Origin of the sequence: Streptomyces sp. NPDC001843 (assembly GCF_042891955.1) — a bacterium.
In the GTDB taxonomy this organism is placed as follows: domain Bacteria; phylum Actinomycetota; class Actinomycetes; order Streptomycetales; family Streptomycetaceae; genus Streptomyces.
The window spans coordinates 156089-182090 of the sequence record NZ_JBIATQ010000015.1 but is presented as its reverse complement, the minus strand read 5'-3'; the positions used below and the strand labels follow the sequence as shown (position 1 = coordinate 182090).

Annotated in this window: 17 protein-coding genes and 6 pseudogenes; 12 read left to right on the top strand and 11 right to left on the bottom strand. The window is 69.0% G+C overall.

The window, feature by feature from the left end; genetic code table 11:
• The first annotated feature begins 243 nt into the window (after positions 1–243).
• Both ACFYZQ_RS32685 and ACFYZQ_RS32680 read left to right on the top strand, forming a co-directional pair.
• Positions 244–429: a helix-turn-helix domain-containing protein gene (locus ACFYZQ_RS32685; protein WP_389155664.1), complete on the top strand. Its 186-nt coding sequence runs from the start codon at positions 244–246 to the stop codon at positions 427–429.
• A gap of 193 nt (positions 430–622) precedes the next feature.
• Positions 623–1669 carry a tyrosine-type recombinase/integrase gene (locus ACFYZQ_RS32680; RefSeq protein WP_389155661.1) on the top strand — a complete coding sequence of 349 codons (1047 nt, stop codon included), beginning with the start codon at positions 623–625 and terminating at the stop codon, positions 1667–1669.
• Positions 1670–1984: 315 nt separating this feature from the next.
• Here ACFYZQ_RS32680 and ACFYZQ_RS32675 read toward each other — a convergent pair whose 3' ends face one another.
• A complete protein-coding gene (locus tag ACFYZQ_RS32675) occupies positions 1985–3112 on the bottom strand; it encodes a tyrosine-type recombinase/integrase (protein WP_389155658.1) in 1128 nt (375 codons plus the stop codon).
• Between the two features lie 112 nt (positions 3113–3224).
• On the opposite strand from ACFYZQ_RS32675, the pseudogene ACFYZQ_RS32670 reads away from it, so the two are divergent.
• Positions 3225–3398: pseudogene (locus ACFYZQ_RS32670) on the top strand (pirin-like C-terminal cupin domain-containing protein); the annotation flags it as partial.
• Positions 3399–3820: 422 nt separating this feature from the next.
• On the opposite strand, the gene ACFYZQ_RS32665 reads toward ACFYZQ_RS32670, so the two are convergent.
• Together ACFYZQ_RS32665 and ACFYZQ_RS32660 are read right to left on the bottom strand one after the other, a co-directional pair.
• A complete protein-coding gene (locus ACFYZQ_RS32665) occupies positions 3821–5014 on the bottom strand; it encodes a winged helix DNA-binding domain-containing protein (RefSeq protein ID WP_389155681.1) in 1194 nt (397 codons plus the stop codon).
• 204 nt (positions 5015–5218) lie between these two features.
• Positions 5219–5560 (bottom strand): annotated as a pseudogene (locus ACFYZQ_RS32660) (4'-phosphopantetheinyl transferase superfamily protein); the annotation flags it as partial.
• Positions 5561–5805: 245 nt separating this feature from the next.
• Here ACFYZQ_RS32660 and ACFYZQ_RS32655 point away from each other — a divergent pair.
• From ACFYZQ_RS32655 to ACFYZQ_RS32645, 3 genes and pseudogenes are all read left to right on the top strand, one after another.
• The gene (locus ACFYZQ_RS32655) at positions 5806–6900 is read left to right on the top strand and encodes a LacI family DNA-binding transcriptional regulator (protein WP_389155655.1); all 1095 of its coding nucleotides are present in this window, start codon (positions 5806–5808) and stop codon (positions 6898–6900) included.
• Positions 6901–7249: 349 nt separating this feature from the next.
• A pseudogene (locus tag ACFYZQ_RS32650) lies at positions 7250–7444 on the top strand (sugar ABC transporter substrate-binding protein); the annotation flags it as partial.
• Positions 7445–7531: 87 nt separating this feature from the next.
• Positions 7532–9694, top strand: coding sequence for a beta-galactosidase (locus ACFYZQ_RS32645; RefSeq protein WP_389155652.1), 2163 nt, complete (start codon positions 7532–7534; stop codon positions 9692–9694).
• A 52-nt stretch (positions 9695–9746) separates the two neighbouring features.
• Here the strand turns inward: ACFYZQ_RS32645 and ACFYZQ_RS32640 are convergent.
• Positions 9747–10061 (bottom strand): annotated as a pseudogene (locus ACFYZQ_RS32640) (hypothetical protein); the annotation flags it as partial.
• A gap of 167 nt (positions 10062–10228) precedes the next feature.
• Between ACFYZQ_RS32640 and ACFYZQ_RS32635 the strand changes: the two are divergent.
• Genes ACFYZQ_RS32635 through ACFYZQ_RS32625 form a run of 3 tightly spaced genes read left to right on the top strand, consistent with a single transcriptional unit; the run spans position 10229 to position 14910 of the window.
• Positions 10229–12166: an ATP-binding cassette domain-containing protein gene (locus tag ACFYZQ_RS32635; protein WP_389155649.1), complete on the top strand. Its 1938-nt coding sequence runs from the start codon at positions 10229–10231 to the stop codon at positions 12164–12166.
• Positions 12167–12226: 60 nt separating this feature from the next.
• Positions 12227–13366: an NUDIX domain-containing protein gene (locus ACFYZQ_RS32630; RefSeq protein ID WP_389155646.1), complete on the top strand. Its 1140-nt coding sequence runs from the start codon at positions 12227–12229 to the stop codon at positions 13364–13366.
• A gap of 56 nt (positions 13367–13422) precedes the next feature.
• Positions 13423–14910: an NUDIX domain-containing protein gene (locus ACFYZQ_RS32625; protein ID WP_389155643.1), complete on the top strand. Its 1488-nt coding sequence runs from the start codon at positions 13423–13425 to the stop codon at positions 14908–14910.
• A 1-nt stretch (position 14911) separates the two neighbouring features.
• On the opposite strand, the pseudogene ACFYZQ_RS32620 reads toward ACFYZQ_RS32625, so the two are convergent.
• Together ACFYZQ_RS32620 and ACFYZQ_RS32615 are read right to left on the bottom strand one after the other, a co-directional pair.
• Positions 14912–15208 (bottom strand): annotated as a pseudogene (locus ACFYZQ_RS32620) (MBL fold metallo-hydrolase); the annotation flags it as partial.
• 397 nt (positions 15209–15605) lie between these two features.
• On the bottom strand, positions 15606–15776 hold the full coding sequence (locus tag ACFYZQ_RS32615; RefSeq protein ID WP_190177074.1) for a hydrophobic protein: 171 nt from the start codon (positions 15774–15776) through the stop codon (positions 15606–15608).
• 471 nt (positions 15777–16247) lie between these two features.
• Between ACFYZQ_RS32615 and ACFYZQ_RS32610 the strand changes: the two genes are divergently transcribed.
• Positions 16248–16814, top strand: coding sequence for a dihydrofolate reductase family protein (locus ACFYZQ_RS32610; RefSeq protein ID WP_389155640.1), 567 nt, complete (start codon positions 16248–16250; stop codon positions 16812–16814).
• 270 nt (positions 16815–17084) lie between these two features.
• On the opposite strand, the gene ACFYZQ_RS32605 is transcribed toward ACFYZQ_RS32610, so the two are convergent.
• Positions 17085–17750: a hypothetical protein gene (locus tag ACFYZQ_RS32605; protein WP_389155637.1), complete on the bottom strand. Its 666-nt coding sequence runs from the start codon at positions 17748–17750 to the stop codon at positions 17085–17087.
• 698 nt (positions 17751–18448) lie between these two features.
• Here ACFYZQ_RS32605 and ACFYZQ_RS32600 point away from each other — a divergent pair.
• Positions 18449–18653, top strand: a pseudogene (locus ACFYZQ_RS32600) (hypothetical protein); the annotation flags it as partial.
• On the opposite strand, the gene ACFYZQ_RS32595 reads toward ACFYZQ_RS32600, so the two are convergent.
• A complete protein-coding gene (locus tag ACFYZQ_RS32595; protein WP_389155635.1) occupies positions 18650–19309 on the bottom strand; it encodes a TetR/AcrR family transcriptional regulator in 660 nt (219 codons plus the stop codon). The pseudogene ACFYZQ_RS32600 and the gene ACFYZQ_RS32595 overlap by 4 nt on opposite strands.
• A gap of 185 nt (positions 19310–19494) precedes the next feature.
• Here ACFYZQ_RS32595 and ACFYZQ_RS32590 point away from each other — a divergent pair, with 185 nt between their 5' ends.
• The gene (locus ACFYZQ_RS32590; RefSeq protein ID WP_389155632.1) at positions 19495–20613 is read left to right on the top strand and encodes a serine hydrolase domain-containing protein; all 1119 of its coding nucleotides are present in this window, start codon (positions 19495–19497) and stop codon (positions 20611–20613) included.
• A 588-nt stretch (positions 20614–21201) separates the two neighbouring features.
• On the opposite strand, the gene ACFYZQ_RS32585 is transcribed toward ACFYZQ_RS32590, so the two are convergent.
• The 3 genes from ACFYZQ_RS32585 to ACFYZQ_RS32575 form a co-directional block, all read right to left on the bottom strand.
• Positions 21202–22311, bottom strand: a complete 1110-nt coding sequence (locus ACFYZQ_RS32585) for a hypothetical protein (protein ID WP_389155629.1) — start codon at positions 22309–22311, stop codon at positions 21202–21204.
• A 78-nt stretch (positions 22312–22389) separates the two neighbouring features.
• Positions 22390–22746, bottom strand: coding sequence for a hypothetical protein (locus tag ACFYZQ_RS32580; protein WP_389155625.1), 357 nt, complete (start codon positions 22744–22746; stop codon positions 22390–22392).
• A gap of 226 nt (positions 22747–22972) precedes the next feature.
• A complete protein-coding gene (locus tag ACFYZQ_RS32575) occupies positions 22973–25414 on the bottom strand; it encodes a glycoside hydrolase family 3 protein (RefSeq protein ID WP_389155622.1) in 2442 nt (813 codons plus the stop codon).
• Between the last annotated feature and the right edge of the window lie 588 nt (positions 25415–26002).

Sequence of the window (26002 nt, the reverse complement as noted above, 5' to 3'; positions counted from 1 at the left end):
GCGGAAATACCCACCGATCCGAGCGTGCAGCGCGTCCAGACCAGCCGCCCAGCGGTGCACCTCGTCAATCGTGACGTCCCCACCCATGCACAGTCGAACGAGAGTCCGGACCGCCGGTCACGGCAACTGCGGCTGCAGTATTAGCCAAACCGGCGATCGGCCGGATGATTGAACCTCAACGCGCAGCCGCTTACGAGAGCGCAGTGCGGCCGCAAAAGTGTGTCACCGCCACTTTGAGGGGTTATGACAGCGCAGTTCATGAGTGTGCGAGAAATAGCTGAATATCTGCACGTATCCGTTTCTTGGATCTACAGGAATGCAACGCACTCAGGGCTCGCTGCTTATCGGTTTGGAGCAGGCCGCAACGCTAAAATCCGATTCAAGGTTTCAGAAGTCGAAGCATGGGTCAGGCAGCAGCGCGTCACATAGCGAAACGGCATGTGCGGATTCCATCGACGAGTCGGCACATTGCGACCCAAGACCTTGTTACCCCCATGATTGAAAGTCTTTTTCTGTGTCTCGTTCGTTGGTTCGTGGGATGGGTTCACTCTTCAAGGACTGTGAGCATCCGCGATCACAGTGGTCGAAGTGCCCCCACCTCTATAAGATCCGGTACCGGTCTGTGGCCGGAAAACAGGTACAGGAGTCGGGGTTCGCAACTCAGAACAAAGCCATCGGGCGTTTGACGGAGATTTACAACGAAAAAACAGCTTCGGGCTCGCGAAGCCGCGCCAAGGCGGATCGGATCGCCGCCTACGGTGCAATGCGCCTCGAGGACTACACCAACGAGTGGAAGGACAGCCAGCGAGACCTCGGACCAGCCTCAGTACGTCATCTGGACTCCCTGCTACAGCACCACATCTACCCGGCGCTCGGCAGCCGACGGATGAACACATTCGACCACAAAGTCGTCGAGGGCTTCATCCAGGCCATGGAACGCAGTGGCATCGGGCTGGCCACCCAGTCCAACGCCTTCGACAAGCTCAAAGCAGTTCTGCTCGACGCCCACCGATTGGGCGTGTTCGATGGCATGCCCCTCAGGGGCGTAAAGGCGCCGCAGTACGATCCCAAGCGTGCGGTCATCCCCTCACCGGAGCAGTTGCGCCGAATACGCGTTGCCGGCGACGACCGTTTCCAACTGATCGCGGACATGATGAGCGGCTGTGGCCTGCGTAATGGAGAGGCAGCCGCAGTCAATCTCCGCAACATCGTGGCCGACGATGTCTACCGGGTCTCTGAACAGGTCAACCAGACGACTGGAAAGTACGCACAGCTCAAGCATCGCAAGCAGAATGAGTACCGTGACGTGCCCCTGCCGACCCACGTTAGGGAGACCATTCCGCGGTACGCCGAAAAGTACGGAACTGTCGACGGCTATCTGCTGCGCCACCCGAGCGATCCGTCCCGGCCCTTCCCTCACTACTGTCTCAGCAACCAATGGCGACACATTAAAGCAAACAGGGGAGTTGACATCCCGCAGGGAATGGTGATCTACAGCTTCCGGCACTTCTTCGCTTCAAACTGCCTGACCCACGGCGTTCCGATCACTGACGTCGCCGAATGGATGGGACACAAGAACATCGACATCACTTTCAAGATCTACCGTCACCTCATGCCCGGTTCGATCACCACTGCCGCGAAGGTCCTCAACTTGGACCTCGCCGCGTAGCCCCAGGCGAGGACCGCGGCGCCCCGTGGAGCGTTACGGAGGCGCGGATCCGCCGAGCTGGACCCGCACTCGGCAGGAGTTGTCGGGAGGACTTCTGTGGGGCCATAACCCCCTGGAGAAGCTTCATGGCGGTGGCATGCGGCTACCGAGGTATCGACGTGTGGATGTGGGATTGAGCGCCCGTGGTGACCATGCCTGCCCGCCCTCAACGCTTGCCGTGGCACTGATCGGCGCGCCGAAATCGGACAGACGTTGCCCATGGGAGGGGGCCGCATCTGAAAGATGCGGCCCCGGACGGGTGCGGCGGACCTTCGCTCAAGCAGCGAGGTTGAGGTTGAGCACCTTGGCGGCTGCGCTGATCGAGCCGGGCATGAGGTGCCGGTAGATCTTGAACGTCACGTCGAGACTCTTGTGCCCCATCCACTCTGCGACGTCTGTGATCGGGATGCCGTTGCTCAGGCAGTTCGACGCGAAGAAGTGGCGGTTCCCGTAGAGCACCATCCCCGCCGGAACGTCCACCTCGCCGGCCGCCCTGATCCGCCGCCATTGGTTCTCCATCCCCCAATGCGGATACGGCTTGCTGGGGTCGCTCTGCTGCCGCAGCAAGTAGCCGTCGATCGTTCCGTACGTCTCGGCGTACCACTCGATCGTCTCCCGTACCTGGGCCGGAAGCGGAACATCCCGGTACTCTCCCGCCTTCCGGTGCTTCAGCGGTCCGTACTGGCGGGTGGACATGACGGCCTGCTCGGTTACCCGGTACACGTCGTCAGCAACGATGTTGTTGATGTTCACGGCCGCCGCCTCGCCGTTCCGCAGTCCACAGCCGCTCATCAGGTCGATGATCAACATGAACGCGTCATCGCCTGCGTCGCGTATCCCACGCAACTGTTCGAGGGACGGGATGACGGCTCGCGCGGGGTCGTACTGCGGCGGCTTGACGCCCGCCACGGGGTTGTCGGGGAAGATGCCGAGCCTCTGCGCATCGAGGAGGATCGAGCGCAGCTTGTCGAAGGCGTTGGACTGGGTGGCCAGGCCGACACCATTGCGTTCCATCGTGCGGATGAAGCCGTCGACCACCTTGTGGTCGAAGGAGTTCATCCGTCGGCTGCCGAGCGCTGGGTAGAGGTGGTGCTCCAGGAGGGAGTCGAGGTGAAGTATCGAGGCGGCGGCAAGGTGGCGCTGTCCCGCCTTCCACTCTTCGACGTACTCCTCGAACCGCATCGTCCCGTACTTCTGGATGCGTTCCGTCTTCGACTGAGACTGCGGCGCCGCCTTCTTCTCGTTGTAGATCTCCGTCAATCGAGCGATGGCCGTGTCCCGGTCGGCGAACCCCGACTCCTCCCCCTGTTTCCCGGTCGCCGAGCGGTACCTGATCTTGTAGGGGTGGGGGCACTTCGACCACCGCGACCGTGGATGCTCGCACTCCTTGAAGAACGACCCCATCCCACGAACCAACGAACCTCGGACCACGGCCAAGCACTCCCTCGCCACTGATGCTGACGGTTTGCTGACCGGGAGTGGTCTCGAAGGTCATTGACCTGCGGAAAGGCCGACGAAGCTCGATATGTGGTGGAACTTCGTCGGGCGTACCCAGGCGGAGATCGAGCAGGCGCGCGAGGACTGGATGGAGGGGGCACGTTTCGGCGAGGTGAAGGGCTACGACGGGGCCCCGCTGCCCGCGCCGGCACTGCCGGCGGTTTCGCTGAAGCCACGGGGAAGGGTGCGCTGAACTGGTAAAACGCAAGGCAGCTTCGGCCGGACGAATGCTGACCCGATGCTGACTTCTCTGACGGGTCATCATGGGCGGTGAACCGGTGTGTCGCCGAGGCGGAGCCCGGCGCCACGCCGGCTCGACTGCAGGGCGCCCCCCAGGCGATGCTGGTCCCCGGAGCTGATTCGCTTACGGGGACGGTCGTCGCAGGACGGCCAGTCGGGTGATCGCGTGAACCCGACAGGTACGGATGCAGTGAGACGACGCCATGGAGCTCGCCGTCCCCGTAACGGAGTTACGTCCGCTCCCTGCCCTGAGCAGCACTGGCACTTGCCGGTATGCCTGCGGCCGCCCGAGGCTCAGCGCTCCGCTCCGGCCGCGACTCGAAGCGGGTGGGGCCGCGCCGGCCGGGACCCCACCTCGTTCTCGCCTCCCTGGCGCTACCCCGCCAGCTCATCCTCCAGCCACGTACGCCCCCGAGTGCGGGCGCTCAGTCTGACGTCGCCCAGGGGGATCGCGAGGCGTTCCGCCTCCGCGCGCACCGCCGCCTCGGCGTCCGCGCCGACGTCCTCCAGGAAGCGGCACACGATCTCACCCTTGCTGTCCTGGGCCCAACCGCCGACGATGCGGCCGTCCCACCACAGCGAGGGGCCGATGTTCCCGGCCCGGTCGAAGAGGCGCGGGCCATGGTCGCCGAGGAACCAGTCGCGTTCGTGCCAGCCCATGGGTGTGGAGTCGAGCGCCGGCAGGAGTGCGGCCCACGGCTCCGGCGGCTCGGTCTCCTCCAGGTCGTCGGGCAGGAGCAGACCCGTCGTGCCGCCCCCGAGATCGACTTCGATCGGCTCGAGTGCCGTCAGCACGCGCTTGACCTGTGTCTTGGTCCACCCCGCCCACCACCGCAGGTCGTCCGCCGTGGCCGGACCGTAGGCGCGCAGCCAGCGCCGGGCCAGTTCTTCCTCCGCTTCGTGGGTGTCCAACTCGGCGAGGCCGCCGGGTGACCAGTCGGCCAGCGGTGCCCAGCGGTACTGGTGTGAGGTCCAGGAGCCGCGCGGCCGGCCTCGCACTACGCGGCCCTCGGCGGCGAGTAGGAGCAGCAGTCTGCTCGCGACCTTCTGCGTGCCCTCGTAGTTCTTGCCCGCCGCGAGGACCACCGTCGTACTGAGGTGGGGGTCGTCGCCGGCGAGTTCGGCGGCCGTCGCCTCGCCGCGCGCGGCGAGCGCGCGTACGGCGATGTCCTCCGTCTCGGCGAGCCATGCGCGGACCCCCGCGTCGTCGTGCGCGACCTTGGACGCGGCCAGGAACCCCAGGAGCTTGCGGCGTTCGCGCGCGGCCACCGCCTTCGAGCAGGCGGCCTGCATCACCGGGGCCACGTCGAGGGTGGTCACGAAGACGGTGCGGCGCATGCCGAGCAGGCGGATGAGGGAGCGGTCCTCGTAGAGGGCGCGTTCCACGTCCCGCACAGAACCGCCGTTCGTCCGCGCCCAGGTGGCGAGGTACACGGAGGACGGGTCGGTGCTGTGCAGCGCGACGAGGTCGCCTGCCACCTCGACCGGGCCCTTCGCGCGGGCGGCGACCGCCAGCCGGTGCCGTATGCCGAGCCGGGCCCGTCGTTCCGCCACGTCGATACGCCGCATGCCCGTCACTCCTTCGTGTCGTGGTCGGTCCCGCTCGCCTACGAGAGGGAAAGCGTACGGGCGAAATGGTCCGCAAGGATCAACTTGGCGGCCTGAGCGGAGTGTTGGGGCTGTTTGTTCACTTCGCCACCGACGTGCGCAGGAAGCCGTCCGCAAGCAGCCAGCGGCCCTCATAGCGGCGGGGGACAGCGGCGGTGCGGTGAGCACGCGTGCCGTGAAGGTGCCGCAGGCGCGCAACTCCACCTCCGCGTCGAGGAAGTCGAGCAGGCAGCCCGCCATCGGGAACCAGGCTTTGTAGAGCGACTCCTTGGCGCTGCACAGCAGCCGGTCCCAGCGGACGAGCGCTCCTGGCAACCGGCCCAGAGCCGCGAGGTGGATCAGTTCGGCGGGGCTCGCGATCGTGTCCAGCACGGCGGGGCCGACCGGTGCGTTCGGCTCGGCGTCGACACCCAGCCAGCGATCGGGCTGCTCGGTCGAAGCCTCGCCCGGGTCCGTGACCGGCGCCCGGCGTCTGACGGACGTCCGTGTGCCCGACTGCGCAGTCATGTCTACGCAGTCAGGCAAGGAGTGTCAAGAGCTCCGCCCGCATTTCTCGCCTCACCGGAAGAGGTGTTCCCGGCCTGGCCGGCGCGGCATCACGAATACGTTCCAGGCTCTTGACGGACACCGTCTGACTGCGTAGACATGGCTGCGCCGTCAGACGGAAATCCCCCTGTCGAGGACATTGGCCACCGGGAGACACGATGACGCCAACACAAGGACGGGCCGGGAGTTCCGGCGCGCCTCGGAGCGTGGATGTGGCACGACTGGCCGGGGTGTCGCAGAAGACGGTGTCGAGGGTCTTCAACAACGAGGCGTACGTCTCCGCCGAGGTGCGCAGGCGCGTCCTCGAAGCGGCTGAGGAACTGGGCTACCGGCTGAACCACGCGGCCCGGGCGCTGGCCTCCGGACGAACCCGCTCGATCGGTGTGGTGTCGCTCGGGACCGCTCTGTACGGGCCCGCGTCACTGCTCATCGGCATCGAGCGGGCCGCCCGGGACACGGGCTACGCCCTCCGGGTGGTCTACACCCTCGAAGGCGATCCCGGCGGCATCGCCGGAGCCATCGACTTCCTCCTCAATCAGGGAGTGGACGGCATCGTCATCTCCGAGCCGATCGACGAGGAAGCGGACGAGGGAACGGTCTGGGCCGGTGTGGACGTGCCGGTCCTCGTCCTCGGCGCACCCGCGCCCTTCGGAGCCGCACGCACCCTGTGCGCGGGGGTCGGCGCCGACCTGCTGGCCCGGGCGGCCACCGAGCATCTCCTGGATCTCGGACACGCGACCGTCCATCACCTCGCCGGTCCGCAGCGGTGGTATGCCGCCAGGGATCGCCTCGCGGGATGGCGCGCGGCTCTGGCCGACCGAGGCTGTGACCAGCCGCCCGTCGTCGAGGGCGACTGGTCGGCCGCGTCCGGTTACGCGGCGGGCCGTGAACTGGCCGCCGACGCTGACGTGACCGCGGTGTTCGCCGCGAACGACGACATGGCCATCGGGCTGATGCGTGCGCTCGTGGAAGCCGGGCGCCGGGTGCCGGACGATGTCAGTGTCATCGGTTTCGACGACACTCCGGTCGCCGCCTACGTGACCCCTCCCCTGACCACGATGCGTCAGCCCTTCGACCCGGTGGCCCAGGAAGGTCTCAGACTGCTCGTGCACGCCATCGAGAAGCCCGACGTGGATCTGCCTCCGGCGCACGACCCACCCGTCGACCTCGTCCTGCGCGCCTCTACCGCGCCCGCGCCGTCCCGGACGCCCCTGAGCCGCGGACGCCGCACCGCCACCCGTCCCCGCAACGTCCCGCGCACCGGGGCGCCGGCGGACGGAGGTTTATCCGACCACCCCTGATCAGCACGAGCCGGCCCGAGCGAACCACCTCGTAGCCCACCCAAGTGATCCCGCGACCAGCGGCCTTGCCGACCGCCGGCCCTCTGCACCCCTTCCCGGCCGCGCCCCACCGCTCAGCGTGCCGGAGGCCCGCGCCGCCCTTCTCGCCGAGCCGGCACTGCCCGCTCCGTCGCCGTCCCCGGCGTTCGGTCCTCCACCGTTCCGCCGGCAGGGAGCAGCCCACGAGGACGTGCTCCCCCCCTTACGCCGACATCGATCTCTGGTCGTCGTCTCTCTTCCCCCCACCATTCCCCTGTCCTGCATGCCGTCGCAGGCATGCCCTCACCGCGCCTACAGACGGGAGCTCACCATGCCCAGATCCTTCGCCTCCTCTCCCCTGAGCCGTCGGCTGTTCCTCACCGCCGCCAAGCCGGTCGGCCAGGCCGGCATCGACAAGGCCATGAAGACCCCGACCCAACTGACGTTCTGGACCTGGGTCCCGAACATCGACAAGGAGGTCCCCCTCTTCGAGAGCAAGTACCCGGCCATCAAGGTCAAGGTCGTCTGGCAGAGCAGTCTGTCCGCCGGCAGCGTCAAGCAGTAGGGCACACACACACGTTCACGTCCCACCCCCACGACTGGAGGTTCCTCCATGGCGGTCCTGCCCGCCCGTGTCCTGTTCGGTGCCGCGTACTACCACGAGTACACGCCCGCCTACGGCGGCATACGGCCCGACGAACAGCTCAAGGCCGACCTCGACCTCATGGTCGACGCGCACTTCACCGTCATCCGGGTCGGTGAGTCGGTCTGGTCGACCTGGGAGCCGGAGAACGGACGGTTCGACCTCGGCTGGCTCCAGCCGGTCCTCGACGGCGCCCACGAACGCGGCATCTCCGTGGTACTCGGCACCCCCACCTACGCCGTGCCGCCGTGGCTGGCCCGCCAGTACCCGGAGATCACCGGCGAGAACGCCACCGGACGGCGCCTGGGCTGGGGTGCCCGCCAGGAAGTGGACATCACTCACCCGGCGTTCCGGTTCCACGCCGAGCGGGTGATCCGCAAGATCGTGGCCCGGTACGCCGACCACCCGGCGATCATCGGCTGGCAGGTGGACAACGAGCCCGGACTGCACCTGCTGCACAACCGCGGTGTCTTCGAGCGCTTCGTCGACCACCTGCGGGAGAAGTACGGCGACGTCGAGACCCTCAACCGCGAGTGGGGCCTGGTCTACTGGTCGCACCGCCTTTCCACCTGGGCCGACCTGTGGACGCCCGACGGCAACGAGCAGCCCCAGTACGACGTCTCCTGGCGGGAGTTCCAGGCCCGGCAGGTCACCGAGTTCATCGGCTGGCAGGCCGACATCGTCCGCGAGTACGCCCGCCCCGGACAGTTCGTCACCACCTGCATCTCCTACACGCGCCAAGGCGTGGAGGACGACGAACTCTCCGACCGCCTCGACATCACCTCCGGCAACCCCTACTACGACATGCAGGACGGCCTGCTGCTGCCCGATCCGACCCCCGGCGACCACGAGCAGATGTGGAAGACCACCGGCGTGTGGGCGATGTACCAGACCGCCGACTGGATGTTCTCCTCACGCCAGGAGCCGTTCCTGGTCACCGAGACCAATGCCCAGAGCATCGGCTTCGCCTGGGACAACCGGCCCGGCTACGACGGACAGTGGCGGCAGGCCGCCTGGGCACACGTGGCGCGTGGCGCGCGGATGATCGAGTACTGGCAGTGGCAGACCCTGCGCTTCGGGGCCGAGACCTACTGGGGCGGCGTGCTGCCGCACTCCGGCCGACCGGGCCGCGCCTACGCCGAGATCGCCCGCCTGGGCGCCGAGTTCGACAAGGCAGGCTCACTCGTCGCCGGGCTCGAACCGGACGCCGACATCACCATGGTGTACTCGACGCCCAGCAAGTGGCTGATGCAGAAGTACCCGCCGCTGTCGAAGCCGGACGGCGCACCGGACCCCGCCGCCTACCACCGCATCTTCGACCCCTTCTACCGTGGCGCCTTCGACGCAGACCGCCAGGTGCGCATCGTCCACGCCCGCCAGCTGCACGACCCGAGCGGCGAACGCGAGGGCATGGCGCCCGAGGAGGCCGCGCGCCGCCACCCGGTCCTGATCGTCACTGCCCTTTACCTCGCCCATGACACCACCGTGGACTGGCTCGTGGCCTACGCCCACGCAGGCGGCCACCTGGTGCTCGGCCCCCGGACCGGCTATGCCGACCACGAGGCCCGGGCCCGGCACGAGCCCGCTCCCGGACGTCTCGCGGAGGCCGCGGGAGCCACGTACGAGGAGTACAGCAACCTGCTGCGTGAGCTGCCGGTCCGTGCGGCGGAGGGGAGCCCGCTCGAGTTCGCCGAGGACATGACCGCGACCAACTGGCTCGACGGGCTGACCGTCACGGACGCCGAGGTGCTCGCCGCGTACGACCATCCGCACTTCGGCCGATGGCCTGCCGTCACCACCCGCCGCCACGGCGCGGGCCGGGTCACCTGCGTCGGCACGGTCCCCGGACGCCACCTCGCCCAAGCCCTGGCCCGATGGCTGGCTCCCGCCGCACGCAGCGGTTGGCACAACCTCCCGCCGTCCGTCACCGCCACCACCGGGACGGCCACGGACGGCCGCCATGTCCATGTGATTCACAACTGGAGCTGGGAGCCGGCGAGGGTCACGGCCCCCCACGAGCTGACCGACGTCCTGGACGACGCCTTCGTTCCTGCCGGCGCCCCGGTGGACCTCGGTGCCTGGGACGTCCGGGTGTTCGTCGCCAACGGTGACGACGCATCCGTCTCGCCCTGACCCCACTCTCCCCGCGCAAGCCCAGGCAAACGGGGTGCAGCACACCGAGGGCGCAGTGGTTGAAGGAGGTCGTCTCACCCGGGTCGACCGTGCCGTCCGGCAGCATGCTGTCCCAGCGTTCCCAGATGGTGGTGGCGTCGTGCTCGAGTGCGTACCACCACGAGGGGCACTCCTGCTGGAGGAGCAGGGCGTACGCGGTGTCGTCATGGTGGGTGGCGCTCAGCGCGGGCGCCACCAGCGGTGTACCGGTGAAACCGGTTTGGCTGACCAGACCGGTCGCCGTCATGTCACTGGCCAGCTTCGCCCGAGCCGACCACGACGATACGTCCCCGCGGCTTGTTTCTCGAAGTGTCGGCGTTTCGGCCATGTGCGGCCCGGAGCCGCCCCAAGCCAGACCAGGGGTCCCGCGCTCGCAGGGTCCCCTGGCCCAGGAAACAGGGGGGTCCTCGGCACGACCGAATGACGTGTGTTCGAAATCGCAGCCCGGTCGTTAGACCTCGCGACTCCGCCACAGCGACCGTCCCAGGGGGAACGATGACCTCGGCGTTCACGCAGGATCAGCCGCCACAACCACCCAAGGGCACCTCGCCGGAAGGCGAACCGCAGGAGGCCGGTGTTCGAGAGGAGGAGTACCTCTACCGCGACCCGTCGCGGCTCCAGGCCGGCTCCCTGCTGACCACCCGCACCATGGCACGGCGCCTGCCCTCGCTCGTACGGCGCTCACTGCGGATGGCCTGGCGGGTGGACCGCGGCGCGACCGTCGGACTGCTGGTCTGCCAGATCGGAACGGGCATCCTAGCAGCCCTCGGCCTCCTGGCCGTCACGGGTACGATCACCGCGCTGGTATCCTCGGGCGGCATCACCGAGCGGCTGTGGGACGCCGCCCCGCAGCTGGCCGTCATCGCAGCCGCCACCGGACTGCGCGCGCTGCTGGGCATCACCGTCGTCTGGCTGACCGGCCGTCTGCGCCCGGTACTCGGCCGGGCCGCGGAGCTGACGATGATCGAGGCCGCGCTCGGCGCGGAACTGGCCGCGGGCAACAAGCCGGGCTACAACGACGCCTACGACATCGCCGACCGCGGCGCCCAGGTCACCCCCGACCTCGTGGACGAGGCCCAGGACGTCCTCGCGGCGACCGCGACGCTCGCGGCCGGCGCCGCCGTCCTGACCGTCCTGCACCCGCTGCTCCTTCCCCTTCTCTTCCTCGCGTGCCTGCCTCAGGCCGCCGCATACATCCGTTCCGCCCGTGTGCTCTACCTCGCCGCCCTGGAGACCTCCGGGCGGCGCCGGATGCTGGGCAAACTGCGCTGGCACATGGCCTACATGGAATCCAGCGAGGAGATGCGCGCCTGCCTGGCCGGCCCCTTCCTCATCGGCCGCTACCGGAAACTGGCCGCCTCGGTGAACGCGGCCGAACGCACGGCCGCGAACACCGGCGCCTGGATGGGCCTGGCCGGAGCGGTCGCCGGAGGGATCGCCTCAGCCGCCGTTTGGGCGGCCCTGCTGTGGCTCCTGGCCTCGGGCCGGATGAGCCTGGCTGCCGGGGGCGGCGCCGTCTTCGCCCTGCAGACGGCCACCGGCTCGGTGCGCGGCATCATCAACGGCGGGGCCCGTCTGGTGCGCACCGGCTGGTACGTGCAGGACTGGCAGAACTTCCTCGACAACGCCCACGGCCAGGCCATGACCGACTCCCGCGGAACCGCTACCGTGCCCGCGGTCCCCGAGCGCTTCGAGGTCCGCGACGTCACCTACCGCTACGACGGCGCCCCGAAGGACAGCCTGAGCGGCGTCTCCCTCCACGTGCGGCGCGGCGAGATCGTGGCGCTGGTCGGGGAGAACGGCTCCGGCAAGACGACCCTCTCCCGCCTGCTGTGCGGGCTGCTGCTGCCCACCGAGGGCGAAGTGGCCTGGGACCACGCCTCCACGGCGGACCTGGATCCGTGGAGGGCATGGGAGCACGTCGCGCTGGTCCCGCAGAAATTCACCTACCTGCCGCTGACGATGCGCGACAACGTCACCTTCGGGCAGGGCGACACCAGCGACGCGGCCCTGCTCGCCGCGTGCGAGGCGTCCGGCGCCGCGGAGATGCTGCCGGGACTCCGCTCAGGTCTGAACACCCTTCTGACCAGCGAGTGGTTCGGCGGGCAGCAGCTCTCCGGCGGCCAGTGGCAGCGCCTGGTCCTCACCCGCGCCTTCCACCGGCAGGCGGCACTGCTGGTGATGGATGAACCCACGGCCGCCCTCGACGCACGTGCTGAGCACCGGATCTTCTCCGGTCTGCGGGAACTGGCCAAGGACCGCGCCATCCTGCTGATCACCCACCGGCTCACCAATGTGGCCGTCGCCGACCGGATCGTGGTCCTGGACGAGGGACGCATCGTGCAGGAGGGCACCTACGACCACCTCACCCGGGAGCCGGGGCTCTTCCGGTCCTTGTGGGAGTTGCAGCGACGGATGAGCGGCGCCGCCTGACCACCACTCCCCCTCCGTGCCGCCCATCCGCCCGCCCACCGTCCTGAAAGGCAGTGCCACGTGGCCTCTCCCGCTTCCCCTCCGAATCACGACACGCCCCACCCTGCCCTCCCGGCAGCGCAGTACGCCGCATCCCGGCACGCGGTGTGGCTCAGCGCCGCCGCGATCGTCACCGACCAGGTGGGTCGCGTCCTGCTGGTGCACCCCACCTACCACGAGGACGACCGGTGGCTGCTGCCCGGAGGAGCCGTCGAAGCCGGTGAACACCCGCAAGTCGCCTGCCGACGCGAGATCACCGAGGAACTGGGCCTGCCGGGCCTGCCCCTGACGGATGTGCTCGCCGTCCACTCCCTATCGCCGGATCATCCCGACATCAGGCCCGGCATGCCCTGCCCCGGAGAGATCCGGTACGTCTTCGACGGCGGATCCCTCACCGCCGACCAGGCGAAGGCGATCCGCCTGCCTCGCGAGGAGCTGTCCGAGTACGCCTTCCTCGAAACCCGGGAGGCGGTGCGGCGGCTGCTGTCCGTGGACGGGCAGATCATGCTCGCCGCCTACCGGGCACGGCTCGGGAACACGGCCACCGCCCACCTCGCCGACGGCCGGCACATCCTCGACGTCCCGCCGCTGGACCGCCATGACGTCCACGTCCGCTACCGGCCCCTGTGGGACAGCCCCCTCAACCTCGCCCCTGTGCCCGAGCGGCTCCCCGTGCGGCAAGCGTGGGCGTGGTGCTTCGTTCCCGACGGCCGGGTCGTCCTCGTCGCCGACCCCGGTCCCCGGGGCGCCCTGCCGATGCTGCCCGGCGGCACCGTGGAGAGGAGCGACACGACGCCCGAGGACACCCTCCACCGCGAAGCAGCCGAGGAAGCACAGCTCACCCTGACCGACCCGGTGCGACTGGGCTGGGTGCTGGACGAGACCGGCGAGGTCTACGGCGGAGTGGGGCCGGGCGCCCGGCTCCGCCTGGCCGCCCGAGTCACCGACATCGAGCCGGCGGCCGTCGATCCCGCAACCGGCCGCCCGTTCGCACGCCTGCTCACCACCCCCGCCCAGGCAGCCGCCCTTCTGGGATGGGGCCCGCCAGGAGCGCGGCAAGCCCGACTCGCCGCTGAGACAGCCCGGGAGCGCTGGGACGTGCCCGCCGCTCGGCCCACCGCAATCGAGGAAGTCCCCTCGGAGGGGATGCGACTGAGCTGACACGAACGACCGCCTCTTTCGACTCGCCCCGTTCCACGCCCCTCTGAGGTACACCTATGCCGCTGTCGCACGACCACATCCGCACCACCGTCGAGAGTTACCTCGCTCGCCACCCTCATGAGCGCTCGCAACTCGGCGGCCTCCTCGATGCCCTCGACCGGCCCACCGACATCGCCGGCCGCTTCACCTTCTCCGGACACGTCACCTGTGGCGCCATCGTCGTCGACCCCCTCGGCCGCGTCCTGCACGTGCTACACCTGGCGAGCGGGAAGGTCCTCACGCCAGGCGGACACACCGAGCCCGAAGACGAGTCCCTGGCCGGGGCGGCTCTGAGGGAGCTGCACGAGGAGACCGGGATCCCACCCCACGCCGTGGTGCCGTGGTCCGGCTACGAGGCCGTGCCGTTCGACATCGACATCCACGACATCGACGCCCACCCGGGCAAGGGGGAACCCGGCCACCAACACTACGACCTCCGCTTCCTCTTCCGCCTGCGCACCGCCGTAGAGGTGCCGTTGGTGCTGCAGGAAGAGGAAGTCGGCGGCATCGAGTGGCGGCCCGTGCACAGGGTGACCTCCCCCTCCCTGCGCGACAAGCTGCTCAAGCTCACGCCCGCCGTGGAACCGGAGACCGTCAACGCCTCCGCCCTGGTCCACAACGACCGCGGCGAGTACCTGCTCCACCTGCGCGACTACTTCCCCGGCCAGATCTGGGAGCCGGGCATGTGGTCACTGCTGGGCGGCGGCCGAGAGCCCCAGGACACCACCCTGGAACACACCGTGCGACGCGAACTGGCCGAAGAAGCCGGCCTCCACATCGCCGACCTGACCCCTTTCGGGATCGAGGAAGCGACCGACGACGCCGGTGCGACCGTGCCCATCGCCATCTACGCCGGCCGCTGGAACGGCGATCCCCGAGACCTCCACCTGACCGAAGGAGTGATGCTGGCCTGGTTCACCCCCGACGACCTCCACCGCCTACGCCTCGCGCCCACCACCAGCGACCTCGTACGGCGCCACGCCGCCAGCCGCCCGGTCGGCACCCGCACCACGCCGCAGGGCGGGGCAGCAACGAGCGATGAGCGCCGACCGGCGTCCCCGCACGGCACGGTCCCCAACGTCATCGGAGTCCACCTCTACCTGGAGCGGCCCGACGCAACGGTGCTGCTCGGGCTGCGCCACCCCGACTCCGCCTTCGCACCCTCCACCTGGCACGTCCTGGCCGGCCACTGCGAGCAGGAGAGCGCGATCACGTGCCTGATCAGGGAGGCACAAGAGGAGGCGGGTCTGCGGATCCGGCCGCAGGACGTCGAACTCGTCCACGTCGTCCACCACATCGACCGGGCCGGGGACCAGCCCCGTATGGGCCTCTTCTTCCGTGCCCGGACCTGGACCGGTGAGCCCGAGTTGCGCGAGCCGGACAAGTGCACCCAGTGGAAATTCTGGAATCCGAGCGCACTCCCCGACAATCTCGTCGCCTACACCCGGGTGGTCTTCGAGGGCATCCGTGCCGGCCGCCTCTACTCCGAAACGGGATGGTCATGAGCACCAGATACTCACGGGTATCGGTGATGGCGGACGCGTCGGCGGGCGTGCCGGGCAGGCGGTGGCCGGGCACGACCAGCTCCGGCTGCAGGGCGGCCATCTCGTCGAGCAGGCCGATCCAGGCGGTGCGGTCCACGGGGGTGGGGGTGCCGGCGACCCAGACGTGTTCCCGCTGGAAGAGCAGGACGCCGCCGAGCAGGGCACGGGACCCGGACTGCCACAGGTAGTGCCGGTCGGGCAGGCCGGCCGGGCCGCCCTTGCGCTCGAAGCGGTGGCCTTCCAGGATGAGGTCGGTCGTCCTGCGGAGACTCGCTCAGGATGGGAGGATCGTGCGCGCTGTCGCTGCAGATGGCGCGCGACATCGAGAAGAGCCTCGATGTCGTACATGGGCCGACTGGTCTGGCGTTCGGAGTCCGCGAATTCGGTGAGTCGGACGGGCGCCGGGCGGGCACCTTCGGCCCGGAGGGCGGGAGCTGTGCAGCAGCCCCGCAGAATTCAGGAGGCGCAGGGTTCCACTGCTACTTCTGCGGGGCCGGTGCACACCCCACGTACCCCCTGATGCGCCCGGTACGCCCGATCTATCCCCTCGCCTGAGCGGGATGCGCCCTCTTGCATGACGTGGGGCCCGGCCTGCCAGGCCGGGCCCCACGTCAATCTCCGCTACAGGCAAGCTCCCTCACGCTGAGGAACTGTGTCTACCAGCGGTACCAGCGGCCCTTGCCGCCTGCGCCGTCCGCGGACCGGACCACGAAGCCCAACAGCCACACGATCAGCACGACCACAGCGATCCACCACAGCGCCTTCAGTGCGAAGCCCGCACCGAAGAGGATCAGGGCCAGAAGAAGAACCAGAAGCAGGGGAACCATCGTTATCAACCTCCTGACCATCGGATGCCCTTACTTCGCCCCTACAAGCACGCAAAAGAGGAGTTTCTTCCATGGAATGAAGGGCATGTACGCGCCATGCCCAATTCCCCCTCTCGGGTATCTGATGCACCGCAGCGATGCAGCGTCGATCACTCAACGCATTGCTCTGGCCTTGGGTTTGGTCAGCGCCGTCAGGGGCCATGTGGGTCTCGCCGCTCGTGATACGCCGATCTCGCGTGACCTGGGCGTTCTTGGCTGTCTCACAGCCCTTGTCATCCATGAGCAGTCTCATATCCGTGGCATCCCCTCGCGAGGGCGAGGGCGAGATCAGGCGGCTTGCCCGAGTCGGCCGAGTGCACCACGCTGAGCGCCGAGCACGAGGACTGCCGGCGAGCCCCAGATCGCGCTCCGATGAGTTTCTCGCGCCGCGCGGGTCTATACGCCGGACCCCCACGGACGGAAGGCTTGGCCATGCGGAAACTGATCTACGGCATGAACCTGACCATGGACGGCTACATCGCCGCAGCGGGCGACGACATCAGCTGGAGCGGACCGCCGAGCCACGAGCTGTTCCAGTGGTGGCTCGACCACGAGCAGGAGAGTGGCCTGTCGCTGTATGGGCGCAAGCTGTGGGAGACGATGAGCTCCTACTGGCCGACCGGCGACCAGCAGCCGGGCGCCACCCTGGCGGAGATCGAGTTCGCGCGGAACTGGCGGGACACGCCGAAGGTGGTGTTCTCCTCGACGATCGACAAGGTCGACTGGAACACCCGCCTGGTCACCGGCGATGCGATCGCCGAGATTACCCGACTCAAGGCCGAGGACGGCGCCCCGATGAACATCGGCGGCGCAACGCTCGCCGGGGCGGCCATGCGCGCCGGGCTGATCGACGAGTACGCGATCGCCACCCATCCGGTCCTTGTCGGCGGCGGCACACCGTTCTTCACCGCGCTGGACAGCTGGATGAACCTGAACCTGGTGGAGACGCGGACGTTTCCCGGCGGCGTGGTCCTGACCAGGTACGAGACGAGGCGCTGAGCAGTAGCACCCAGCACGCTTTCGAGGACCGGCTCCGCCATAGGGCACGTCCGACACGTTCGGCCGGCCACAGCGAGACGCAAGCGGTCCCGACCAGCGCCTGGTCGGGACCGCCCACGAAGGGCGCGGCCGTGAAGGGCGGTCGCCTACGCAGCAGAAGGCACAGCAGGGCCGCAGCCGAACGATCATCAGTCACCCAGCGCGTGCGGGCACGTTGCGCGACGAGGCCGAGGCGTGGTGGAGCGTGGACGATGAGCGAAGTGATTTTCGCTAGAAACGCTGCACGCGGAGCATCAACTGGCAGCCGCCGCCGCGGCCATCGGTGTCGATGCTGATCGTCACCGGGTTGCCGTCGTACGCCGTTTGGTACTGGTCCTTGGGCAGGGGCGGGTGGTCTGCCGACCCGCACTGGCCGGCGTCGCCGTCAGCGTAGAACTGCACGTCAAGGCCGACGTCATCACGGCCTGACACGTTGAAGGTGAGGTTGCAGAAGCCCGGGCGGTTGTCGGAGTCGATCCTGACGGTCTGGCCGAACGTGCGGAACCGCTTGATCGGGACCGGGTAGGTGCCCTGATAGTTGCCGCACTGGCCCGAGGCGTCGTCACTGCTGGGCAGGAAGGTGTAGCTGATGGATGCGCCGGCGAGGGTGCGGTCCGGGTCGTAGATGCCGAAGGCCAGCTGGCACCCTCCGGGGCGGTTGTCGGTGTCGATGCGGATGGCGGGGGTCCAGTCCGGTGAGGCGGCCCACTGCTGCCCTGTCGCCCCGGTGCACTGGCCGCCGTCGCCGTCGGGATTGAACTGGACGCCAATCTCCGGAGCGGCGGATTGCGGTGCTGCTTGCGTGGCGTGTGCGGCGGTGCCGGACAGGCCGGCTGTGGCCAGGGCGGTGGCGGCCAGGGTGCAGGCCAGGCGTCTGGTCCGTTGCAGTCTGGTCATACGGTGTCCCCTCCTAGGTGGTCCTGGGCCGCGGCAGGCCCGGGCGTGCGCGGTGGAGGTGCTGAACCGCTGCCCCGGGTGGCGCACGCGGTTGTCTGCACAGCAGTGGTGCGGGTGTCGCGTGGCACGTCGTGTCCGGACTATCAGGGCGAGAGGTGCGGCATATGCCTCGGCGGATCCAGGTTGAGTATGGGGGGCGGTGGAAGTGTGTGCCTGCACGGTAACGCGCCAAATTGCGGAGGTATGGAGCCGACCCGAGTCCCGACGCCTTCTCGGCCGGCGAGCCAAGAGCGGATCCCTGAGGCGCCGGGATTTCGACAGGCCGGCGGACGCGGCGCGGCTTGTTCCACTCCGCACCGGTCCTCGTGCGGTGCTCGCCGCGGTGGTCAGTGCCGCCTGTCCGCAGTTGCGGACCTCTGGCGCAGCACCGCGAGGGCACACGGTGCGGGCCAGTGCGCGAGGGCGACTGGCCGACCCCGGCCGGGCACCGGCGCGACCGGCCAGGGCGAGACCGGCCTCGGCCAGCACCGACCGCATTCGTTCGGTCCGTCGGCTGTACCGCCGGGTCGGGCCCGCGACCGGCTCGACGGTAGTCCGCCGCCCGCAGGAAACGTCTTCGCACGTGAGGCGCCGACGCGAAGCCGCAGCACCGCCCGCCGTCCCGCCACAGGGAGGTCAGCGGGAAACCGCAGGTAAAAGCCGTGCAGCCGCCCGGCGCCGTGGTCACCGGACACGTCCCCGACTACGGCATCGTCGGTGGCAACCCCGCCCGGCTCATCCGCACTCACTACGCCGCCGCGGACATCACCCGGCTCCTCGCCATGGTGGGACTGGCCCGCGCAGCACACCACCAGGCGCGTACGGACGACCTCGCTTGCCGAAACTCCCGAGCCGGTCACCTAGCTCGGTGAGGTTGCGGCTTCGATGTGGGCCAGTTGGGCGGCGAGGATCTCTTCGAATGCCGCGCGGCGATCCGTCCCGAGAGGACGGACGTCGCGGGCGAAGTGGGCCAGGGCGGGGAAACGTTCGGGGTCGGCGCCGAGTACCGCGACGCGGAACAGCTCCATGCCCTGTTCGTACTCTTCCGGGGTGATGGTACTGACTCCGGCCTCGGAGGCGATCAGCGCGGCGATGAGGACCGCGAGCCGGTGGTAGCGCGCCGGGATCTCCTCGTCGGGCAGTCCCGACGCGCGCAGGGCTTGCAGTACCTCTTCCATGACCAGCCGGGAACCGGCGCCGCCTGACGCGTACCGCCCCCAGATCGCAGCGAGCTGGGGCTGCTGGCCGAACGCGTCCCTCACGCGCAGGGCCAGGGCGGTGATGCGCTGCTTCCAGTCGCCCTCGGCGCGGTAGCCGTCCATGGAAGCCAGGAGGATCCGGTCGGCGACCGCGCGTAGCAGTTCGGTCTTGCTGCGGAAGTGCCGGTAGAGGCTGGAGGAATCGGTCCCAAGAGCCGCGGCGAGCTTGCGCACGCTGAACGACTCTGTGTCGCTCGTGCGGAGCAACTCCGCTGCCGCATTGAGGATTTCCTCGGTCGACCAACGCTTTCGACCTGCCATTTCACCCCTCTCGTCGGACTCAGTCTAACCTATGCGCATGGTGTTGCACGCAGTGCGTGCATAATGAGGGCATGACCGTGCCGAGCGACCCGGCAGCAGGCGGGCCGACGTGCACGCGTGCCCGGTCCCCCGGCTCGGGTGACCGATGTGGAGCCCACCCCGAGCAATGCGAAAGGACGCATGTCGTGAGGAACTCACTCGATCCCGCGGCGCTGGATGCCGCCATTGAAAACGTCCACCGTGCCGGGATGCCGGGCCTGTTCGCCGAAGTGCGTGACGGCGACCAGGTCTGGCGCGGCGCCGCCGGGGTCGCCGATGTCGCCACCGGTCGCCCCGTCACCGCCGGCATGCGGCACCGGGTCGGCAGCATCACCAAGACGTTCACCGCCGCAGCCGTTCTGCAGCAGGTCGAGAGCGGTCAGATCGGTCTCGACACACCGATCGGCCGGTACCTCCCGAAGCTGGTTCCCGGAGAATGCGGTGACACGATCACGGTCCGGATGCTTATCAACCACACCAGCGGCCTCGCCGAGTACCTCCCTTACGCCTACCCGTCCCTCAAGGCGTTCCCCGCCCTCGCCGACACCGGGCCCCAGAGCCTGGACGACCACCGGTTCACACGGTTCGACCCCGTTGAACTGATCGAGATGGGGGTCACCGCACCCGCCGTCGGTGCCCCGGGCGGTGCACCGGGGGTGTACTCCAACACCAACTACCTGCTCCTCGGCCAACTCCTGGAACAGGTGACCGGCACCACGGCCGAGCAGTACATCGCCCGGAACATCATCGAGCACGCTGGGCTCCGGGACACCCAATTCCCCGCCGGACCGTACGTCGACGGGCCGCACTCGCAGCTCTACGAGGCATGGTTCGGCATGATCGTCCCGCCGCGCGACTACAGCGTCTACGACATGTCATGGGTGGGGCCGGCGGCCGCGTTGATATCGACCGTCGCGGACCTCAACCGCTTCTACGGCATGCTGCTGGCCGGAGAGATCGTCAGCCAGTCGTCGCTGGCGCAGATGCAACGCACCGTCCCGGTCATCTCCCAAGAGGGAAAGACGATCGACTATGGCCTCGGCCTGCACCCGATGGAGGATCCCGGTCAGGGCACCTTCTGGGGCCATGGAGGCACAGTCTGGGGTGGTGGGGCGCTGGCCATGACCCGCGCCGACGGCAAGCGACAGATGGCCGTCGCGGTGAACCTGCAGAGGTGGAACAGTCTCGACTCCTCCGGTAAGCCGCAGCCCCATCCCATCGACGACGCGCTTGCGACTCTTTACCGTGTGGCGATGTACGGCTGACCCTTCCGGTGTCGCCCGACATGGGGCGACACCGGAGCCGGCCGCCGTCTACAGCCCGGCTCCCGGCTTGTCCACGCTCACGGTCCGCAGCGGCCGGTGGCCCCTTCTCGTCGTCACCCGATTCAGCGATGCCGCCACATCTGTTGTGTCCGGTAGCGTCGGTCAGAGGGGCGCTGAGCTGCACTGAGTTGTAGAACTCCGCCTCGCGCCACGCCGCTTGCCCCAGAGAACTCCTGCCCGTCGGGCAGGAACACCCGAACCGCTGGACCGATCTGTCGTGTGAGAAGCGATGCTCGCCTCGGCCAAGCCATGCTGCCGGTTCTGCCGCCCGCTCCGAAGATCACAATCCTCATCATGCGCACGACGCTAGGCGGGCCCCTGGTTACCGATCGGGTACCTAGACTCGGGCCATGCGCCGGCTTTCGTTCGAGACGTTTGACGACAGCGGGCGGTAGGGGTGTCGTCAGCCCAGGACCCGTCGCCCTGGACGACGGTCGGGTACTGGGCTGCGAGACCGCAGCACGGAAACAGCGGGCGATGCCAACGAAGGAGTCGGTGGAGAACCGTCCGACGGTCAGCAGCCTTCTGTCAGGCAGATCGCTCGGCACCGTAGTATCCGTGGCGCATCCGGAACTTCATGGGGTCGGTGCCGTCTGCCTGGATGTGCGCGATCAGCATCGACCGCAGCGGCTCGGCCAGGTCCTTGCCGTGCGCGGTGGTCCACTCCAAGGAACTGAAGAGCTGGGCCGCGCCGTCGAGCTGGCCCGGACTCGGCGTGCCAGTGGCCAGCGCCGCGATGATGAGGTCGGGGTCTTCGGCGAGTAGCAGCTGCTGGACCACCATGTCGTACCACTTCAGCCCGCCGGTGGACTCCCTGGCGGAAACCCCGACCCATGCCAGCAGGGCACGGATCCGCTCGATCCCCTCGGGACAGCCGTCTTGGCCGAGCGTGGCGAGCTGGGCCTTGGCGTCGCGAAGCCGATCCGACCAGGCTTCCAGGTCACGCCCCGGCGGGTTGGAGACCTCCATGGCCGATTCGCGCAGCCCGGCGGGCGCGGCCTGGAGCCAACGCAGCCGACGCCGGTCTTCCTCGGCCTCTTGCACCGCCAACCCCGCCTGAACCTCCCGAGATCCGGTCAGGCCTCGCTCCGCCAGCCATTCGGTGAGTGCCGGACCATCGCGCAGGTCGGCATCGCAGTCACCGATTCCTCGAAGACTGGATTGGTGGTGCAGCGTCCAGCAGGCGATCAGCTCGCCCTTGACGTCGTGCACCATGAGCGTCGGCCAGCCCTTGCACCGGCACCGGTCACCGGTGCCGCCGTCCACGATGGCCAGCACTCGGGCCAGCTCTGCAATCTCAGCGCCGGTCACCACGATCCGCGCCACGCCGGCGGAGTCCGCCTCGTCAGGAGGCGCTTCAGCGATTACGACGCGCCCAGCACGGTTCAGCACGTCGTGGAGGTGCGCTGTTGTCGGGGCGCCCTCATCCATGCCCATCGTTCCCTCGTAGATCACGCCCGCGACGATATCGGCCCCGATCCGGTGGCGGCCCGCAAGTTTGCGATGGACGAGCTTCGACGAAACCACGGTTCGTTGACCCGGCGGAAGCTTGTCGGTGGTCTCAGGCTGGATGCTGCAGCATCGACGACGGTTGCAGCCCGATGAGAACGGCAAGGTCGGCGGCACCGGCCAGGTCATCCGCGTAGCGGGTGGTCTGGAGAGGATCGACCTCAGGAAGGACGATGCCTTCCCGGGCCAGAACGTGCACCAAGGTCATCAGCGCGGCGCGGGCATCGCCATCGGTGAAGGGGTGAAAGAACGCCACGTCGAGGTATACGCGGCCGCGCGAGCCGCCAGCGTGATGTCCGGGTCGGTCGTCTCGCGCAGGCAGGAATCGAGATCGGCCTGCGCGTGAGGGGTCAGGCCGTAGCGCTCGCGGCCGGCCTTCGCGTAGGCGTCGCTCACGCGAAACGGTGCCCTTGTCGCAGCGAGGAATTCACGCTGCCAACCGGCAGGTAGGGCGAAATCCAAAACCCATCGCGGCCGGGGGACCCGCTGTAGGGCCGGTGCACTTTGCCAGTCGGCCTCGTGGCGCACGCGCAGCCAGATCGAAAGGCTGTCAGTAGCGGTCATGGACATCCTCCAGTGCCGGCCTCTCACGGTGCTCCTGGTACGGGGCGTGGCCGGTGAGGCCAGCGGCCAGGTCCTCGCCGACGGATTCGATCAGCCCGTTCCGGGTAGACCCAGCTCTCGAACCTGTCCGTCCTCGTCGGGCCCCCCGAGGTCACCTCCACTATGGCCGACGCCGGAATGGTACCCACCGCAAAGACCTCGCCGAACTCGCCTGAACAGCAGGTGGTCAGCGCATGCGCACCGGCAGGGCGACCGGCAGGTCATCGACGTCGGAGCCCAGGTGGAGGACGAAATCCCCGGGTTCGTAGGCCCACTTGTCCGTGTCCCAGTGCGCGAAGGCGCGGGCCGGGACGTTGACGGTGACCGCCTGCGTGGTGCCTGGGGCGCCGTGCACCACCGTGTGGCCGACCAGCCAGCGCACCGGACGGTCGACCGCCGTGTGCGCGCGCGACGCGTAGACCTGGACGACGTGCTTGCCGGCACGTGGGCCGGTGTTCGTCACCTCGGCGCGGATCTCCACCACCCCGTCGGATGCGAGTTCCGGGGTGGCGGTGGCCTCCCCCACGGACCAAGTGGTGTAGCCGAGACCGTGTCCGAAGTGGTAGGCGGGGGTGGTGCCGGAGCGCAGCCAGGCCCGGTGGCCGACGTGGATGCCTTCGTCGTAGTGCACCTTGCCGTTCACCGGCGTGACGTCGAGCACGGGCACGTCGCTCTGCCGGGCCGGCCAGGTGGTGGGCAGCCGGCCGCCGGGTTCGCGGGCGCCGGTGAGCACGTCGGCGAGGGCGTTGCCGTACTCCTGGCCGCCGAACCACGTCAGCAGGACCGCGGCGACGTCGTCGCGCCAGGGCAGTTCGACCGGCGAGCCGGAGTTGACGGCCACCACAGTGGTGGGGTTCGCCCGGGCGACGGCGCGCACGAGTGTGTCCTGGCGGCCGGGCAACGCGAGGGAACTCCGGTCGAAGCCCTCTGATTCGACCTCGCTGTTGGTGCCGACGACGACGATGGCCACGTCGGCGCGCGCCGCCGCGGCTGCTGCCTGCTCGATCAGGCCCTCGGGGTCGGAGTCGTCCGCTTCCACCCCCAGCATGAACCACAGGGCGCCGGCCAGCGGGCCGTCCTGCGCGATCTCGTGCTCGACGCGGATCTCCACCGCCTGCCCCGCCACCATGTCCACCGGCACGGACGTGGTCGGCGGACGCAGGAACGAGGCACCCAACCGGTCGCCGGCGGGCGCGGCACCGGCGTCCAGGACGAGTTCCGCGTCCTTCCACACGCGGGAGACCCCGGGGGCGGTGACGCCGAGGCGCAGCGTCTCGGTGCGGGGAGAGGCGTAGCGGGTGGTGATCTCCAGTGTGTCGGAGCGGCCGACGGGGGCGTCGCCGCCGAACCAGACGAGCCGGGTGGCACGGCGGTCCTCGGTGAACAGTTCCCGGCCTTCGCTCAGGAAGCGTACGCGGACACCGGGCTCGCCCGTGGCCGGGTTGGTGAGGGTGTCCAGCGGCAGTTCGGCGAGGCCCTGCTGGACGACGGCGCCGAGCGCGTATTCGACGTCGGCGCCCGGGAAGGCGGCGACGACGCCGTCGAGGGGGCTGACGACCGCCTCCGGCACGACGGTGGCGCTGCCGCCTCCCTGGGTGCGGGCATGCTCCGCGTTGTGCCCGATGACGGCGATCCGCGTCACCGCGCTCGGGTCGAGCGGCAGCACCCCGGTGTTGCGCACCAGCACCATGCCGTCCGCGGCTGCCTCGCGTGCGAACACCGGGCCGGGCACGGGTGCCGCCGCCGGTTCCACGGCCTTGGTGCCTTCCAGCGCTCCGACGCGCGCCGCGAGGGTGAGGATGCGCAGGACCTTGCGGTCGATGTCCGCCTCGTCGACGGCCCCCGACCTCACGGCGGCCAGCAGGGCGTCGCCCCAGGCTCCCTCGGGGCCGGGCATCTCGAGGTCCTGGGCGGCTTTGGCGGCGTTCGTCGAGCGGACCGCCGTCCAGTCACTGACGACCACTCCGTCGAAACCCCACTCCGAGTTCAGTGGTGTCTCGAGGAGGTCGTTCTCGGTGGCGGTGACGCCGTTGACGGCGTTGTACGCGCTCATCACGGCCCAGGCCCGTGCCTCGGTCACGGCCTTCTCGAACGGCAGCAGGTACACCTCGCGCAGCGCGCGCTCGGACACCTCGCTCGAGGCGGTGAACCGGTCGGTCTCGTAGTCGTTGGCGACGTAGTGCTTCGGGGTGGCGGCCACCCCGTTGTCCTGCAGACCCTTCACGTATGCGGCTGCCAGGTCGCCGGTGAGCAGGGGGTCCTCGCTGAACGCCTCGAAGTGCCGGCCGCCCAGCGGCGAGCGGTGCAGATTGATGGTGGGGCCGAGGGCCACGTCCACGCCCTTGGCGCGGGCCTCCCGGGCGATGGCCGCACCGTAGCGGTAGGCGAGGGCGGGATCCCAGGAGGCCGACAGAGCGGTGGCGCTGGGCAGGTTCAGCGAGGGTGAGCGCTCGTCCCAGGACGATCCCCGGATGCCTGACGGACCGTCGGAGAGAACCATGCTGCGCAGACCGATCTTCTCCATGGGCCAGGTGGACCAGAAGTCGCGTCCTGTCAGCAGCCGGATCTTCTCGGCGAGGGAGAGGCGGTGCAGGAGTTCGGTGAGGTCGGGGCCCGAGGTGGTGGTCACGGATGCTGCCTTTCTGCGAACAGGACAGGAGGGGGGCGGGATCAACCGGCGGAAGAACGGGCGCGCGGCGCGTTACGAGTACGTTGCGCACGCGCCGGGCGTCCTTCGGGTAGGTGGTGCGCAGCGCGGTGAGGAACGCGGCGTCGACGAGCATGAAGACGACCATGCCCCACAGGAAGACCTCCTGGAGGCCGAAGCTCTGGGCGGGCTGTCCGGCGGCGAGGGCGAAGAGTGCCCGGGCCATGGTCTCGAAGACGGACAGCCGGACGGCGAAGGCCTGGCCGCGGAGCCCGGGCAGGACCACCGCGGTGACCACCGGCCGCTTGATCGAGGTGTTGACTTTCTGGCCGAAGCCCGTGAGGGCCCAGGCCACGGCGGCGAAGAAGACCCGGGCACTGGATGCCGAAGACGGTGATCAGCAGGTGTCCGGACAGCAGCCGGGAGATCATCGACCACGACTCCTACCGCAACCGCTGCCGAGTGGCCGCCCGCACCGGTGACAGCCCCGACAGCGCCAGTGGCAACACCGGCTTCCGCCTCGTCCGGGAACCGGTTCGGGACAGAACGGAACGTGAGCTTCACCATAAT